The following is a 16075-nucleotide window of genomic DNA, read 5'->3' as shown; positions in this document are numbered from 1 at the left end:
AGTTTTAAAAGAAGAAAGGATGTTTGAAGCGGATGAAAGAAGGGATTCAACCGATCGGACAGTACGGACAGCGGATTCGTACATTACGAGAACGTCATCAGTTAGATCAAAATACATTAGCAGCGTTAACTGAGACGACACCTGAGATGATCCAGCGTATTGAAAGTAGCATTGCCCATCCCTCATTTTCAATGATTGAGCGACTGGCCCGTGTCTTACATGTCCCTTCGGATCACTTAATTCGGCATATCTGGCCACCTGAGGTCATCCGTCAGCATGATAGCCCGTCCTTGATCGACCTTCCATCTAGTTGATGAGCATCAAAAAAGAGGAACAAGGGGAAATCCCCTTGTTCCTCTTTTAGTCGTCTTAACGATTATCAATCGTTTCAGGATAGAGATCGTGATTGAATAAACGGTGCTCTGCCATTTGTTCGTATTTTGTACCAGGCTTCCCATAATTGTAGTACGGATCAATTGAAATTCCACCGCGTGGCGTGAATTTGCCCCATACTTCAAGATAGCGAGGTTCCATCAAGTTCACGAGATCCTTTCCGATAACGTTGATGCAGTTCTCATGAAAATCACCGTGGTTACGGAAGCTGAACAAGTACAACTTCAGTGATTTTGATTCGACGAGTTTTTCGTCCGGGATGTACGAGATGTAAATCGTCGCGAAGTCCGGTTGATTCGTGATCGGGCAAAGACTCGTAAATTCTGGTGCATTGAATTTCACGAAGTAATCATTTTCCGGGTGACGGTTCGGGAATGCTTCGAGTACTTCGGGTTGGTATTCAAAAATGTATGGAACGGCTTTTTGGCCGAGTAACGATAAGTCGTTTAAATCTTCAGGTCGCATGAATCATTTCTCCTTAGACGCCACGATCGTTCGCGAAAACGAGGGCGTGTAGTTGTGGTAGGACGCGCGCATGATTGAAGCGTTCATCACGGGCGACGCGTTCCCAAAGTGTTTTTAAATCGTGTAGCATGCGTGGAGCGATCGTTCCTTCTTCATGCGGATCAGGATTACCGAGCGATAGATAAAGTGTCTTTAGCGCATATCGTTCTGAAATCATCGCTGCGAAGTCGAGGTCTTCCTCATTAAAGATGACGATTTTAACAGCACGCTGTTGTTCCGGTAAACGTTTAAAAAAGACATCCAAGCGATCGAAATCAATCTTCATCCCACTTGAAGGTGGTTTAGGACTAAGTGTGACGTCATCGATATCAAGCAACCAATTTTGCCAGTAGGAGCCTTGGGTTTCGACAGACATCGTGATATTTCGTTCTTTTAATGCCGCAACCAATGTGCCGATTGATGCATGAAGTAACGGGTTCCCACCAGAAATCGTGACATGTCCGTAAGAGCCGAGTGCATCAAGGCGTTCTATGATCGTCTCTGCCGTCAAGAGTTCGGGTTTTTCAGAACCATCCCATGTGAAGGCGGAATCACACCACGAACAAGAGTAATCGCAACCACCGGTCCGGACGAACATCGTCTTTTGACCAATCGATCGTCCTTCTCCTTGAAATGTTGGTCCGAAAATCTCGAGAACCGGAATTTTTGGTGTTTTTGTTAAGGCACTCATGCTTCGTTCATCCACTCACGACGGACTTCAGCAAAAGCAGTCGGTGTCTCATAGAGCTTAACGAATTCGACACGAAGTCCACGCTCATCCGGAAGGTGTTGTCCGAGCGTCTCGAAAATCCAGGCTGCCATGTTTTCAGCTGTCGTATTCATGTATGGTAACGATTCATTCAGGTAGCGGTGATCCAATAGTGGTTCGAGATGTGTTTTGAAGATTTTTTTGAGATCACCAAAATCGAGTGTCATACCGCGGTGATCCAGAAAACCACTGATCCCCATATCGACATGGTACGTATGACCGTGAAGGGCACGGCATTTTCCATCATAATCATATAGGTGGTGTGCTGCGTCGAACGTTAATTTTTTTACGATCATAACGCGGGATTTCGTATAGATAAGCGAGTCGCCAGTCGGGCGCTCGACCGTTTCAGGTGCTTCGTAATTGAATGTCATGTGTGTTGAACCTCCTTGATGTATGCATCTAAGCCATTTTTCCGTAATTCACAGGCCGGGCATTCGCCACAACCATCTCCAATGACGCCGTTGTAACACGTCAACGTGCGATTTCGAACGAAATCAAACGCACCGAGCGAATCGGCAAGCGCCCACGTCTCTTTTTTGTCGAGCCACATGAGTGGCGTGTGAAGTACGAATGGATAGTCCATCGCAAGGTTCAATGTCACGTTGAGTGACTTGATGAAGGCATCACGGCAGTCAGGATAACCGGAAAAGTCCGTTTCACATACGCCAGTGACGATATGACGGATTCCGCGTCCTTTCGCAAGGACGGCTGCGAACGAAAGAAACAGGTGATTTCGTCCATCTACGAAAGTAGAAGGAAGACCATCTTCATTCGTCGTGATGGTTTGGCTGTGGTCAGTCAAGGCGTTACTCGTCAGTTGACTGAGAAGAGAGAGATCAAGCTCATGGTGTTTGACACCGAGCTCAGAGGCGATGTCGCGTGCGACTTCGAGTTCTTGTGCATGACGTTGTCCGTAATTAAACGTCACGACTTCGACTTCTTCGTATTGTTTCAATGCCTGAAACAAACAAGTCGTTGAGTCTTGACCGCCACTAAAGACGACAAGAGCACGTTCGTTTTTCATAATGTACACTTCCATTCCTAGTTTTTGTAACGGAGGAGGTTACGAACTCCGGAGACATAGTCTCAACTATTCACACTAGCAGAAGCCATTGAAAAAGTCGACGTTTTCTGATGAAGACAAAAAAAGAGATGCGTATCGTCGATCGGACGGTACGCATCTCTTGCAAGAAGATTAAAGTGGATAGTGATAGTAGCGTTCTTTGACGAGTAGATCTCGAATGTTCGAATCTTCCGAGATGACTTTCATCAGACCACCTGTTTGTGAAGCATGCGCTTCGAGTGCTTTGATCTTTTGATCCGTATAGGCACTGACATCATGAATGAACGTTCCTTCCCCGAGCTCTTCTTTCGTATTGTTCGCAAAAGCGACCGCAAGAAACTCTGGGCGATCAGCTGGATCCATCATCCGAAGGGCACGAACGACGGCACGAGCTGTCGCTTCATGATCGGGATGGACCGCGTAACCCGGATAGAACGAAATTAAACGAGTTGGTCGTGTCTGTTGAATCAAGGCAAGAATACGGTCAGCAAGTGCTGCTTCATCCTCGAATTCAACGGTCTTATCACGAAGTCCCCACATTTGGAGATCCGAAATCTTCATTTTTGCAGCAGCATCAATCAACTCGCGTTTACGAATCGTTGCGAGCTGTTCCCGGTTCGTAAAGACAGGACGTCCCATGTTACGACCCATCTCACCAAGTGTCAGACAAGCGTACGTGACAGGACCACGGTTTTCAGCGTGTTCGATGATCGTACCGGCAGAACTGAAGGCTTCGTCATCCGGGTGAGGGAAGACGACGAGTAAATGATCTTCGTGTGTCATGCGTCTACCTCCTCTGCACCTTGAGCGAATGGTGTCGGGCTAAGTTCAAAAGCAATCGCAAGACGTCCTTCGATATCGTGACCGGCAATCAACAATTGATCCCCAGCAAATTCGAAGTCAGTCAATCCTTCACCGTATAACCAGCCGTGCGCAAGTTTCAAACCGATCCGGTAAGGTCCGTTTCCTGTGATCAGACCACGTTCGTAAGTGATTTCCGCATTACGGAAAAACATCCCTGCGCTATGGAAAGTTGGATCTTGGTGCGTCGCGTAGGCACCGTTCGTCGTCTCGACGTGTACATATAACGGTGTATTCGCATGTTCGTCGATATAACGCTGTATTTCTTGTAAATCAATGGCTTGCATAAACTTTTCTCCTCTCCTATACAGAAAGAAGTCCGCGGATATCGCGGACTTCTTAAGCGGATCAAGACTGGACTGTACGATGTGCAGCGTGGTCAGTTGGTCCGACGTATTCATTCAAACGGAATGAATGACGAATCGCGGAAGTGATGAAAGATTTTGCTGTACGGACAGCAGCTTCTACCGATGCACCTTTTGCGAGTTCGGCCGTGATTGCTGCAGAGTACGTGCAGCCAGCACCGTGCGTGTACGGTGTCTCGATTCGTTCGTCCTCAATCAGGATAAACTCTTTTCCGTCATAAAGCACGTCAACTGCTTGTGGATGGTCAATCTTGCTGCCACCTTTGACAAGAACGTATTGCGCACCTTTTTCATGAATCCGCGCTGCTGCAAGTTTCATCTCGTCGATCGTTGCTGGTGTTTTACCAAGACCCGACAGTTGTCCGGCTTCGAAGACGTTCGGTGTGACGACCGTCGCAAGTGGTGTCAAGACATCACGAAGTGCGTTTGCCGTATCAGGGTTCAGTACTTCGTCTTCGCCTTTACAGACCATGACAGGATCGATCACGACGTTTTGAACGCCGGATGATTTGATTTTCTCAGCTACGGCTTCAATGATCTCGACAGTCGGGAGCATACCCGTCTTCATCGCATCAACACCAATACCTCCAAGGACCGTGTGGATTTGTGTCCGGACGAGTTCTGTGTCGATTGGGTAAACCGCATGGTGCCAAGAGTGATCAGGGTCTTGGGCGACGATGACCGTCAAAGCATTCATTCCATAGACACCAAGTTCTTGGAATGTTTTCAAATCAGCTTGAATACCAGCTCCACCGCTCGTGTCGGAACCAGCAATCGTTAAGGCTTTACGTTTTGTCATGGGGCATTCCTCCTAAAGAAATAGACAATCCTTCTTGTTCTTCATCATAGCGAATTATGGGAAAAACAACAACTATCGACGCTTCTGACGTACACAAAACCCCACCTCTTTTGAGTAGGCGGGGCAAGTACTTATTTAATGAATAAGAAGTCAAGAATATAGTAGATCAAGGCAGCGAAAGCCATCGAAATTGGCAATGTGATGACCCATGTAATGAGCATGCGTTGTGCTGTTCCCCACTTTACACCTTTCTTACGGTGTGATGTACCTACACCCAAGATGGCAGAAGAGATGACGTGTGTCGTCGAAACCGGAAGATGAATCGCTGTCGCTCCAAAGATGATTGCTGCTGATGTTAAGTCAGCTGCAACCCCGTTGACTGGACGGATTTTCATGATTTGACCACCGACGGTCTTGATGATCCGCCATCCACCGACAGATGTTCCGAGACCCATCGCGATCGCACACGAGAGTTTAACCCAAGTCGCAACTTCGTGATCTGTTTGATAACCAGATGAGATCAAAGCAAGCGTGATGATCCCCATCGCTTTTTGTGCGTCGTTCGTACCGTGTGTATACGACTGCAAAGCAGCGGTTGCAATTTGAACATGACGGAAGCGACGATTCGTCTTCGCCAAGTTCCCTTTTTTGAAGATGACTTTAAAGATTGCATAAACGATGAAACCGAGTGTGAATGCGAGCACTGGTGAAATGAGCAAGGCTTGAACGATTTTCAAGAAGCCTTTTGCTTCGATTCCTCCGAATCCGACAGAGGCAACAGCGGCACCAGCAATCGAACCGATCAGTGTATGCGAAGAACTTGACGGAATACCGAAGTACCAAGTCAAAAGGTTCCAGGCAATGGCTGAAATCAAGGCAGCGATGACGACGTAGCTACCATGTTCAAGTGTTGACGGGTCAACGATGTCACCAGAGATCGTTTTTGCGACTCCAGTGAACGTGATTGCACCTAGGAAGTTCATCGATGCAGCCAAGATGATGGCATGACGTGGTTTCAAAGCACGAGTCGACACCGAAGTCGCGATCGAGTTCGCTGTATCGTGGAAACCATTGATGAAGTCGAAGCTAAGTGCGAGAATCACGATTATGGCGGTGATGATAAACAGGCTATCCATCTCGTTAGCTCCTCACTTAAGCGTTTTTCATGATGATCGTTTCAATGACGTTAGCTGCATCTTGGCAGTAGTCCGCGATTGATTCGAGCGATTCATAGATTTCTTTATATTGGATGATTTTGATCGGATCTGTTTCTGTTGCGAACAATGCTTTGATCGATTTACGGCGTAGGTTGTCACAAATCGTCTCTTGTTCTTTGATTTTGATGACGTGTTCACGCATCGGTTGCAATTTACGTGCAACAAGAAGATCCATTGACATCGCGAGTTCTGTGACAGCAATGTTGATTTCATCGACGAACTTGATCATGTGCTCGTCTGCTTGAACGATATTGTAGATTTCGAAGATCGCTGAACATTCTTCAAAACCGTCTAAGACGTCATCAAGTGCGTTAGCAAGTGCGAGTAAGTCTTCACGGTCGATCGGCGTGATGAACGCATTGTTCAAGTCGATGATCAACTGGTGCATCAAATCGTCCCCAGCTGTTTCGAAGTCTTTTACTTTATGTGCAAATTCTTTTACATCCGCGATGCCGTTGATTTTAAAGTCAACGAAGAATTGCGAAGTCGTTTTTAAGTGTCCTGCGATTTCGGATAATTTCACTGCGAATGGATCTTGTTTTTTACTAAACATTTCTTCTGCCTCCATATTAAGAACAAGAATAGAATAGTGAAGTAACTTCACGAGTTCGATTGTAGCAGACGATATTATAAAAGAATACATTTATGAAGCGTCTTTACGAAATCTTAATAAATCTTAATATGAAGGTGATTGTAGATTTAATAAATTGTCTGACAATGGAAAAATAAAGTGTACTTGATTGAAATGAGTTGGATTACGTTGTGATTGCAAGAAATTGTCTTGTGATTGTAAGAGTAGAAGCGCATCAGAAGTGGGAAAAGAGGATATGGCGCACGAAAATCGAATGATATGATTAAGTCTGCGTAATCAGGTAAAAGAGGAGGATTTTATTATGCTCGTACAAAGTTTATGTATTCCGAAGCATCAATGTGTCACGATTTCTGAAACAGCGACGATTCGGGAAGCACTCGACACACTTGAAAAAACCGGATACCGATGTGTCCCTGTCCTTGACCAATCAGGACAGGACTTCAAGGGGAACATCTATAAGATGCACATCTATCGGCATGGGATGAATGGTGGCAGTTTAGACGACAACGTCATGTCGCTGATTAAGAATACATCCAAATACATCTATACAGGAAGTAATTTCTTTGAAGTCTTCTTCTCAATCAAGGAATTACCGTATATCGCTGTCTTAAATGACGATGGTCATTTCTTCGGCATCCTACCTCACGGAAAAATGCTTGGAATGCTTGAAGAAGCGTGGAACCGTGATTCTGGGAGTTACGTCTTGACGGTAGCCCTAAGTGAACAAAAAGGGGCACTTGAGAAAATTTCGAAGATCGTCAACAAATATTCAACGGTCGCGAGTCTGATGACGCTCGATGCGAAGAGTAGCGTCATGCGTCGTGTATTGATTACATTACCGACGGATTGTGACGAGAAGACGAAGAAAAAAATCGTGAAGAAACTTGACGACAAGGGACTTCGTGTCGTTGCTGTCGAAGATTTAGCCGTTCGTGTATAATGGACCCGCACAAGACCAGTTCATGACTGGTCTTTTTTTGAGGGAAAGGAAGGATAGACGATGAAACTATTAATAGTAGGAGCCGGTGCGATGAGTGAGGCACTCGTTCAAGGATGGGTCACTTCTGGATTTGCACGAGAAGATATCACGATGACGAATCGAAGTGGCGGGGCACGTTTGACGGAAGTTGCAGCGCGACATGGCGTTCAAACGGTCGAGCAGGAGGACGTCTCCTTATACGATATCGTCATGCTGGGTATGCAACCCGATGGTGTACTCGACTATGTAGCGAATCAACAATGGACGAATCAGACGATCGTTTCGATTGCTGCACATATTACACCATATGAAATCGAACAGTTGGCAAAACGTCCGACAGTCGCTGCCATGCCGAATACTCCAGTCGCACACCGTTTAGGAATGACTGGACTATGGTTCGGCTCACGCGTGAATGAAGAGATCCGAAGTGTAGTCGAGGCATTATTTGGACGTGTCGGAGAAATTGCGGAAGCAAATGAATCGACGATGCCTGCATTCATGGCGGCAGCTGGATGTAGTCCTGCTTTCTTCTATGAAATCGTAGCTGGCATGGTGCCGGTTTTGACGGATGCTGGTTTTGAAGAAGAAAATGCACGCCGAATCGTTGCTCAAGCGATGAAAGGTTCGGCTGAAATTCTCATGCGCTCCGACGCAAGTACGGATCGTCTCATTGCTGATGTTGCGGCACCTGGTGGACCAACGGATCGTGGCGTCCAAGTGCTACGGGAGCATCACTTATTCGATACGATGCAAGCGGCACTACGAGAGAGTGCACGCGAAGCAGACGAATAATGGATTCAAAAGAGGCTGACTCAAAAAGAATGACGCGTCTTTTCACGTCCTTATCTTTGTAGAGACTGACATTTGAGTCAGTCTTTTTTTCGTTCACGAAAGTTTCACGTGAAACATAAACAAAGCGATTGCATCTTCAAATAAGAATTCGTACACTGTAAAAAGAAACCGTCCAGACGGTACAGTAAATATGAGGGAAGGGGGAGACTATTGGCCAGTGCAAAAGCGCAAGAGACTCGTCGTCGGATTCTTGAAGCAACGACGACGATTATTTTGCAACAAGGATTCACCCAATTGACGCTTGAAGAAGTAGCGAAACAAGCAAATGTCTCAAAAGGTGGACTATTGTATCATTTCGCTTCGAAGGAAGCTTTATTAATGGGGGTCATCGAGGCGCAAGAAGCACGACAATTTGAACTATATGCCCAGCATCAGTTGACGATGGGACCGATGGAAGCGTTCGTGACGTTGCAAATCCAGCAACAAGAGGAGTTCCATCTCGACATGGATGCGCTTCTTTACTTGTTGTCCTTATTAAAGGATCATGCGGCGTTCGTCGAGGAACGAAAGCGACAAGCGGAGCAGTTCTTTCGCCAACTGACAGAACAGATGGATCCGGTTGAAGTGTTATCGATTCGCTTTACATTAGACGGTTTGAAATTGTCGGAGCATTTTCAGTTCGGTGCACCGTCTCCAAATGTGCGACAACGATTAATTCAGCAATTAATAGAACGTGCACGACGACTAGATAAACAAATTGAAGAGTGAGGGAGAACCATACGATGAAAAAGATCATCCAGTTTTCGGTGAACAATAAGTTTGCCCTCTGGCTCATGACGATCATTATCACGGTTGCCGGTATTTATGCGGGAACATCGATGAAGCTCGAGACATTGCCAGACATCACGACACCGACCGTGTCGGTGACGACGATTTATCCAGGTGCTACACCAGAACAGGTTCTAGATGAAGTCAGTCGAGAACTTGAAAGTAAGGTCGAAAATTTATCAGGAGTCGATACTGTACGTTCGACGTCCTTCCAAAATGCATCGAACCTACAAATCGACTATAACTTTAGTACGGATATGGAAGAAGCCGAGCAAAAAGTAAAAGAAGCTCTTTCAAACGTCGAACTACCAGAAGGTGTCCAGGAACCACAAGTATCACGGATCTCCTTTGATGCATTCCCAGTCATCGGTTTTGCCGTTTCGGATAAGGAACGTTCCCTATCTGAATTAACGAAACTCGTTGAAAACGAACTTCAACCGAAGCTTGAAGGAATCGAAGGGGCGCAGACGGTTCAAGTCGCGGGTCAAGAGATTCGCCGGATCGAAATTCGCTTCGATGAGAAAAAACTCGAACGTTACGGTTTGACCGAAGAGAATGCGAAACAATTGATCCAAGCTAATGATTCACGTTTAGCGCTTGGCTTGTACGAGTTAGGAGATAAAGAACAAGCGGTCGTATTAGATGGAAAAGCAACGACGGTCAAGGAATTAAAAGATCTTCGTCTTCCCTATACACCACCAGCATCGAATACTCCTGAAGCAGGACAAGCAGGACAAGCAGGACAAGCAGGACAAGCAGGACAAGCAGGACAAGCAGGACAAGCTCCATCGTCAGCTCCTGCGGCATCTCAAACGACACCATCGACAGGTGCGGTGTCAGGTCAGGCAACACAGACGGCGCCAACGCAAGTACCAACTGTCACGTTGTCGCAAGTCGCGACGATTGAAGATAAAGGAATCGAGGAATCGATCTCGCGTTCGAATGGTGAACGATCGATCGGTGTTCAAGTGACGAAGTCGCAAGATGCGAATACGGTCGATGTCGTCAATGCAGTGAAGCAGACGATCAAAGACTTTGAAAAAGAAAACGGTTCGGTCAAGGCATCTGTGACACTTGATCAAGGAAAACCAATTGAGGAATCCGTTTCGACGATGATCAGTAAAGCATTGATTGGTGCGTTATTTGCAATCGTCATCATCTTGCTGTTCTTGCGAAACATCAAATCAACGATCATCGCTGTTATTTCGATTCCGTTATCGCTTCTAATGGCAATTCTTGTGCTGAAGCAGATGGATATTTCCTTGAATATCATGACACTCGGAGCCATGACGGTCGCGATTGGTCGAGTCGTTGATGATTCCATCGTCGTCATCGAAAATATTTATCGCCGTTTAACGGATCCGACGGAAAAGTTAAAAGGAAAAGAACTGATCATCAGTGCAACACGAGAGGTCTTCATTCCAATCGCTTCGTCGACAGTCGTTACGATCGCGGTCTTCTTGCCACTCGGATTCGTTACGGGATTCGTTGGTGAGCTGTTCTTACCATTCGCTTTGACAGTCGTCTTTGCACTGTTCGCGTCCTTGATCGTTGCGGTTACGGTCGTTCCGATGTTCGCCGATTCGCTCTTTAAGCGTGGTAAAGCACCAAAACCGGAAAAAGAAGAGGGCGGAAAGTTGGCGAACGGATATCGCCGTATGCTGAATTGGTCTCTCAACCATAAACTCATCGTCTTTGGTCTATCAGTCTTGCTGTTGATCGGTAGTTTTGCTCTCGTACCAACGATTGGCGTCAACTTCTTGAATCAAGAAGGAGAAAAGACACTCTACGTCACGTACAATCCAAAACCAGGTCAAACGCTGGATGATTCGTTAAAAGCAGCTGATCAAGCAGAAGATTATTTCAACAAACAAAAAAATATCGATAATCTTCAGTTTACCGTCGGTGGAGAAAATCCATTGAATCCAGGGAATACAAAGCAAGGGGTCTTTATCGTCCAATACGATCCAGACACAGAAGATTTCGCAGATGTTAAACAGACAGCCATCAAACAGCTGAATGCTGACATTCCGACAGGAGAATGGAAAGAGCAAGACTTCAGTGGTGGCGCAGCTTCGTCAGGCGTCTCGTACTCGATCTTTGCGAATAATATTGAAGATTTAGAAGCAGTAACACCGAAATTCGTTGATGCGATCGAAGGTGAATCGAAGTATGTTCGAAAAGTAACGACAGATTTAAAAGAAGCGTATACGCAATATACGTTCGAAGTCGATCAGCAAAAAGCGGCTGAATTCGGCGTTTCAACAGCACAACTTGCGCAAGGTATTGCCAATGTCCAAGGAGAAGAAAAACCACTTTCTACTATTAAGGTAGATGGGAAGGAACTCGATGTCATCGTTCCAAACGAACAGACGACATACGATTCCGTTCAAGATTTGGAAGAGACGGATGTCGTGACACCGCTTGGCGTTCGCAAACTGTCCGATTTCGTTGAAGTGAAGAAAGGGACGACTCCTGATTCGCTCAACGAACGTGATGGAAAACTCGTCGCTACCGTTACAGCAGAACTAAAAACGGATAAAGCAACAGAGGCTTCTCAAGCGATTGAAAAGTCCGTTAAAAACATTGATCGTCCGACAGGCGTCTCGTATGAGCAAGGCGGAGTCACAGAGCAGATCCAAGAGTCGTTCACACAACTTGGTCTAGCAATGGCAGCAGCTGTAGCGATCGTCTATCTTGTCCTCGTCATTACGTTTGGAGGAGCATTGACACCACTCGTCATCTTGTTCTCACTTCCATTCGCCATCATCGGTGGACTGGTTGCCCTATTGATTACAGGAGAGACGATTTCTGTGTCATCCTTGATTGGTGCTTTGATGTTGATCGGAATCGTCGTGACGAATGCGATCGTCTTAATCGACCGTGTCATTCATAAAGAAGCGGAAGGTTTATCGACGCGTGAAGCACTACTCGATGCAGCAGGTACACGTTTACGTCCAATCTTGATGACGGCACTTGCGACGATTGGTGCACTTGCACCACTTGCGCTTGGACTCGAAGGTGGCGCATTGATTTCAAAAGGGTTAGGTGTGACGGTCATCGGTGGACTCACAAGTTCGACATTGTTGACACTCCTCATCGTGCCGATCGTCTATGAATTCTTAGCACGTTTCCGTAAAAAGAAGTCAATTGATTCTTAAAAAAACGATTAAATGACTCAAACTGACAGGTATGTAGAAATGGCTATCTTAAGCCATTCTACATCCTGTTTTTTTTATTTTGTTACAAAAGTATTACGAAAAATAGTCCGCGTTAAAGAACTGTAATATGATGAAAATCTGGAACGTGATAGGATAAAAACAGAAATTATCTGACAATTCAGACGTACAATACATTCATACATAAGAGGAGAATGAATCGATGAAAGCTGTCACTCGTGTTTTGTTAACCTTAACGTTACTCATCAGTAGTTGGACATTCGTCCCAGCATCAACGCAAGCTGCAACAAGTAAAAAAGTAGTGGTGTCAGTGGATGTGCTGAATATTCGTGCAAAAGCTGCTGTATCGAGTAAACGAGTCGGGCAATTGAAACTTGGACAAGCTGTAACCGTCGTAGGTCAGGTCAAAGAATGGTATCAAATCCGTCATCAGGGGAAATCAGCCTATATCGCCTCTACATACACGAAAGCATATAACGCTAAAGCGACGAAAGGTCTTAGTAAAACAGGATCAACGATCGTTTCGGTAGCAGAAGGTCTCAAAGGACGTCCTTATGTTTTTGGTGCGACAGGTCCTGTTAGCTTTGATTGCTCTGGATTTACACGTTACGTCTATCAAGCACTAGGAAAATCACTCCCACGTACGGCAGCGGCTCAATACTCAGCAACAAAACGTACGGCACCTGGCGCTGGGGATCTCGTCTTCTTTACACATGGAAGTGGGATTCAACACGTTGGAATCGCTGTCGATGGCGGTACGATGATCAATGCGAACTCGTATTATGGAAGAGTCGTCAAAGAATCGTTCCGTGGCGGTTACTGGGGATCACGTTATGTAGCGGCAGGAACTCTGTAAACGAAATGAAGCGACGAATTCAAATCGATGAACTCGTCGCTTTTTTATATGGATTCAGGTATGAGGAAGAACGGTCGTTCCAGCAATGAACGCCGAAGGTACTTCGATTTGTGGACGAGCAACGAGATCTTCGCGGACGGTTAATTGAAAAGCATGTCGCCCGATCGTGGCATAAGGGATCGCGATCGTCGTCATCGCTAAGACTTCAGCGAGTTCACTTCCATCAAAACCAATGACAGACAGGTCTCCAGGAACCTGATAGCCTTGTTTTCGGAGTTCCAAGATCAGACCTGCTGCCACGTGATCACTTGCGGTCAAAATAGCGGTCGGTCGTTGTTTTTGTTGCATCCAGCGTCTTGCGACGGTCGCACCGTCTTCAATCGTCAAGGTCTGTTCATAGACAAATTCGTCACGTACGACCTCTTGATACGCATGTTTACGCGCCAAGCTATTCGTACTATCTGGTCGCCCAAGACAGATGCCGATGCTCGTATGTCCTTGTTGTCGCAGATGTGCAAGTCCTTGTTGGAAGGCCGTATAGTGATCGATATAGACGGCAGCGACATCTTCATGATGTTCACAAAAGACGATCGGTCCATAACGTTCATACGATAAAATCGCTGATAAGGGAAGACTGTGCGACACGACGATGAGTGCGTCGATTTCCTGTTGCGCCAGCGCATCCAGTGCCAGTTGCTCATGCGTTTCCACATAATTCGTTTGCCACGTCAAGAACCGATAGCTCGCGTCAAAGGCGGCTTGCGCGATGCCTTGAAGAATGGCAGCGTGATATGGATGATCAACGAACGGAAGCATGACTCCGACCGTTTTTGTCATACCCGTCGATAGATGGACAGCAGTCTGATTACGGATATATCCGAGTTTTTCGATAGCTTCTCGAACAGCTTGTCGCTTCTCGTTCGCAACGTAAGGATGATCATTTAGTACACGTGAGACTGTCGTAACGGACACGTTGGCTTCACGTGCCAAGTCTCGGATGTTCGTCATCGCGCATCCCTCCTGGATTACATCTTACGAGATAATCGTCGTTCAAGTCGGCGCCAATCCTGTCGAGAGACGGGAGCCGAGAATGGAGCTGTCTGCTCAGCCAGTTCATTGATCTTTGAGAGCAGTCTCGTTTTTTCTTGAGGAGACAAATCAGGGTATTGATCAACCAACGTGTGCTGACACAAATAATAACCTGCTGGTGTATGCAATTGTTCGATGGCCCACTCAAAAGCAACATTTCGTTTAAACAGCTGGATTAATCGTGTATGGATCGACATGATGATTACCTCCTTTTTAGTGTATATCAAGACGATAGGCTATGAAACGCGTTTCACGGCAAGAACTATTTTTGAGCAGTGGATCATTGCAAAAATTCAGCAAGAATTGACCAGTTAGACAAAGAAGTCTATGATTGTGACGATACAACACAAAGAGGGGCGAACGTAAAATGGAATCGACAGACTCGAAGCTGGCATTAAAAATGCTCGTTGTTCTATCTCGGACGATGCATGCGGTGACGGAGCAAGTGAAGGCAGACATCAAAACACATCAGTTGAATTTATCGGAATTCGGAGTTCTTGAATTGCTGTACCACAAAGGGGACACGCCTCTACAACAAATTGGCGATAAGATTCTATTAACGAGCGGAAGTGTGACGTATGTCGTGGATAAACTTGAAAAGCGTGGGTTGATCGCGCGAAAATCATGTGCGACGGATCGTCGTGTCACGTTTGGAACCCTAACGGAAGCGGGACGTGAACTAATGGAAGAGACATTCCCGAAACATGAAGCCTTTTTAGCAGACTTATTTAAGGATTTGTCGGTTTCTGAAAAGGAACAGTTGATTGATCAGTTGAAACGAATCGGTTTACGAGCCGAACATTATACGCCGCTCGAAAATGTGTAAGAATTAGCACTCATAAGATCAAGAAAGCTCAGGTCACGGACTTGAGTTTTTTTTTATTCGTTTGGAAGTCAAACTAATTGACAAACGAAAAGGTGGTTGGTATGTTTAGTTACAGAATTTACTTTAAATAAAAGGGAGAAATAATAATGACTAAATTACTTTATGTAACTGTTAACCCGAAAGCTACAGAACACTCTTTCAGCCTTCAAGTCGGTGAAGCATTCCTCGAAAGCTACAAAGCAGCGAATCCTTCAGCTGAAGTAGAAGTTCTTGATCTATATAACGAAACAGTCCAAGAAATCGATACAGATGTTCTTAGCGCATGGGGCAAATTCGCAACAGGCGAAGAGTTAACAGAAGTGGAGATCGCAAAAGTCGGTACGATGACAAAACATCTCGAGCAATACATGGAAGCAGATGAGTATGTCTTCGTCACACCAATGTGGAACTTCTCTTTCCCAGCACGTCTCAAAATGTACATCGACAGCGTTCTTCTTGCAGGTAAAACATTCGCTTACACTGCAGAAGGTCCAAAAGGCTTGATGGAAGGCAAAAAAGCACTCCACATCCAAGCAACAGGTGGCGTCTACACAGGATCTGGTCTCAACTTCGGTGATGACTACCTCCGTCAAGCACTTGCTTTCACTGGTGTAACAGACTACGATGCACTCTTCATCGAAGGTATGGCAATGAACCCAGAAAAAGCAGAAGAGATCAAAGAAGCAGCAATCGCTAAAGCGAAAGAACTCGGTCGTTCATTCTCGACTGTCAACGCATAAGATAAGCGTAAAAAAAAGGCTCCCGCCGTGTCGGGAGCCTTGAGACTGAAGACAAAGCGTAATTTTTCTCTTAACGAGAAAGATTGCGCTTTTTTTTCATCTCGCATCGTTTTCCTGGGACAAGCATCGCGCTGCTCCTACAGAAAAAAGCGCCATTTTGCGCTGTCGAGACAAACAAGAC

Annotated in this window: 19 protein-coding genes; 8 read left to right on the top strand and 11 right to left on the bottom strand. The window is 45.8% G+C overall.

Features of this window, described 5'->3' with window-relative positions:
* Positions 1-32 precede the first annotated feature (32 nt).
* A complete protein-coding gene (locus AYO36_RS13295; protein WP_064300699.1) occupies positions 33-314 on the top strand; it encodes a helix-turn-helix domain-containing protein in 282 nt (93 codons plus the stop codon).
* A 55-nt stretch (positions 315-369) separates the two neighbouring features.
* On the opposite strand, the gene queF is transcribed toward AYO36_RS13295, so the two are convergent.
* The 9 genes from queF to AYO36_RS13250 form a co-directional block, all read right to left on the bottom strand.
* Positions 370-858 carry a preQ(1) synthase gene (gene queF, locus AYO36_RS13290; RefSeq protein WP_064300698.1) on the bottom strand — a complete coding sequence of 163 codons (489 nt, stop codon included), beginning with the start codon at positions 856-858 and terminating at the stop codon, positions 370-372.
* A 13-nt stretch (positions 859-871) separates the two neighbouring features.
* Positions 872-1588 (bottom strand): 7-carboxy-7-deazaguanine synthase QueE, encoded by a 717-nt coding sequence (gene queE, locus AYO36_RS13285; RefSeq protein WP_023469725.1) that lies wholly within the window; start codon positions 1586-1588, stop codon positions 872-874.
* Positions 1585-2040 (bottom strand): 6-carboxytetrahydropterin synthase QueD, encoded by a 456-nt coding sequence (queD, locus tag AYO36_RS13280; RefSeq protein ID WP_023469724.1) that lies wholly within the window; start codon positions 2038-2040, stop codon positions 1585-1587. The genes queE and queD overlap by 4 nt, the downstream gene beginning before the upstream one ends.
* Entirely contained in the window at positions 2037-2693 is a 657-nt protein-coding gene (gene queC, locus AYO36_RS13275; protein ID WP_023469723.1) for a 7-cyano-7-deazaguanine synthase QueC, read from the bottom strand. The genes queD and queC overlap by 4 nt, the downstream gene beginning before the upstream one ends.
* A gap of 171 nt (positions 2694-2864) precedes the next feature.
* Positions 2865-3515, bottom strand: coding sequence for a bacillithiol biosynthesis deacetylase BshB2 (bshB2, locus tag AYO36_RS13270; RefSeq protein ID WP_023469722.1), 651 nt, complete (start codon positions 3513-3515; stop codon positions 2865-2867).
* Positions 3512-3880: a YojF family protein gene (locus AYO36_RS13265; protein WP_029342921.1), complete on the bottom strand. Its 369-nt coding sequence runs from the start codon at positions 3878-3880 to the stop codon at positions 3512-3514. Before AYO36_RS13265 ends, bshB2 begins: the two co-directional genes overlap by 4 nt.
* Positions 3881-3941: 61 nt before the next feature.
* On the bottom strand, positions 3942-4757 hold the full coding sequence (gene pdxK, locus AYO36_RS13260) for a pyridoxine/pyridoxal/pyridoxamine kinase (RefSeq protein WP_023469720.1): 816 nt from the start codon (positions 4755-4757) through the stop codon (positions 3942-3944).
* A 131-nt stretch (positions 4758-4888) separates the two neighbouring features.
* Positions 4889-5893, bottom strand: a complete 1005-nt coding sequence (locus AYO36_RS13255; protein WP_023469719.1) for an inorganic phosphate transporter — start codon at positions 5891-5893, stop codon at positions 4889-4891.
* A gap of 16 nt (positions 5894-5909) precedes the next feature.
* A complete protein-coding gene (locus AYO36_RS13250; RefSeq protein ID WP_023469718.1) occupies positions 5910-6527 on the bottom strand; it encodes a DUF47 domain-containing protein in 618 nt (205 codons plus the stop codon).
* A 340-nt stretch (positions 6528-6867) separates the two neighbouring features.
* Here AYO36_RS13250 and cbpA point away from each other — a divergent pair, with 340 nt between their 5' ends.
* From cbpA to AYO36_RS13225, 5 genes are all read left to right on the top strand, one after another.
* On the top strand, positions 6868-7506 hold the full coding sequence (gene cbpA, locus AYO36_RS13245; RefSeq protein ID WP_023469717.1) for a cyclic di-AMP binding protein CbpA: 639 nt from the start codon (positions 6868-6870) through the stop codon (positions 7504-7506).
* Between the two features lie 60 nt (positions 7507-7566).
* Positions 7567-8337 carry a pyrroline-5-carboxylate reductase family protein gene (locus AYO36_RS13240; RefSeq protein ID WP_064300697.1) on the top strand — a complete coding sequence of 257 codons (771 nt, stop codon included), beginning with the start codon at positions 7567-7569 and terminating at the stop codon, positions 8335-8337.
* A gap of 210 nt (positions 8338-8547) precedes the next feature.
* Positions 8548-9105 carry a TetR/AcrR family transcriptional regulator gene (locus AYO36_RS13235; RefSeq protein ID WP_064300696.1) on the top strand — a complete coding sequence of 186 codons (558 nt, stop codon included), beginning with the start codon at positions 8548-8550 and terminating at the stop codon, positions 9103-9105.
* 14 nt (positions 9106-9119) lie between these two features.
* Positions 9120-12326: an efflux RND transporter permease subunit gene (locus AYO36_RS13230; protein ID WP_064300695.1), complete on the top strand. Its 3207-nt coding sequence runs from the start codon at positions 9120-9122 to the stop codon at positions 12324-12326.
* 220 nt (positions 12327-12546) lie between these two features.
* Positions 12547-13200, top strand: coding sequence for a C40 family peptidase (locus AYO36_RS13225; protein ID WP_064300694.1), 654 nt, complete (start codon positions 12547-12549; stop codon positions 13198-13200).
* Between the two features lie 54 nt (positions 13201-13254).
* On the opposite strand, the gene AYO36_RS13220 is transcribed toward AYO36_RS13225, so the two are convergent.
* Together AYO36_RS13220 and AYO36_RS13215 are read right to left on the bottom strand one after the other, a co-directional pair.
* Positions 13255-14208: a LacI family DNA-binding transcriptional regulator gene (locus AYO36_RS13220; RefSeq protein ID WP_064300693.1), complete on the bottom strand. Its 954-nt coding sequence runs from the start codon at positions 14206-14208 to the stop codon at positions 13255-13257.
* Positions 14209-14225: 17 nt separating this feature from the next.
* Positions 14226-14486: a hypothetical protein gene (locus AYO36_RS13215; protein WP_029342914.1), complete on the bottom strand. Its 261-nt coding sequence runs from the start codon at positions 14484-14486 to the stop codon at positions 14226-14228.
* Positions 14487-14656: 170 nt separating this feature from the next.
* On the opposite strand from AYO36_RS13215, the gene AYO36_RS13210 reads away from it, so the two are divergent.
* Both AYO36_RS13210 and AYO36_RS13205 read left to right on the top strand, forming a co-directional pair.
* Positions 14657-15115: a MarR family winged helix-turn-helix transcriptional regulator gene (locus AYO36_RS13210; protein ID WP_029342913.1), complete on the top strand. Its 459-nt coding sequence runs from the start codon at positions 14657-14659 to the stop codon at positions 15113-15115.
* A 146-nt stretch (positions 15116-15261) separates the two neighbouring features.
* Complete coding sequence (locus AYO36_RS13205) at positions 15262-15894, top strand: NAD(P)H-dependent oxidoreductase (protein ID WP_023469709.1); 633 nt, start codon at positions 15262-15264, stop codon at positions 15892-15894.
* Positions 15895-16075: the final 181 nt, after the last annotated feature.

Source organism: Exiguobacterium sp. KKBO11, assembly GCF_001644945.1.
In the GTDB taxonomy this organism is placed as follows: domain Bacteria; phylum Bacillota; class Bacilli; order Exiguobacteriales; family Exiguobacteriaceae; genus Exiguobacterium_A; species Exiguobacterium_A abrahamii.
Note: the sequence above shows the minus strand (reverse complement) of the source record. Positions and strands in the feature narration are given on the sequence as shown.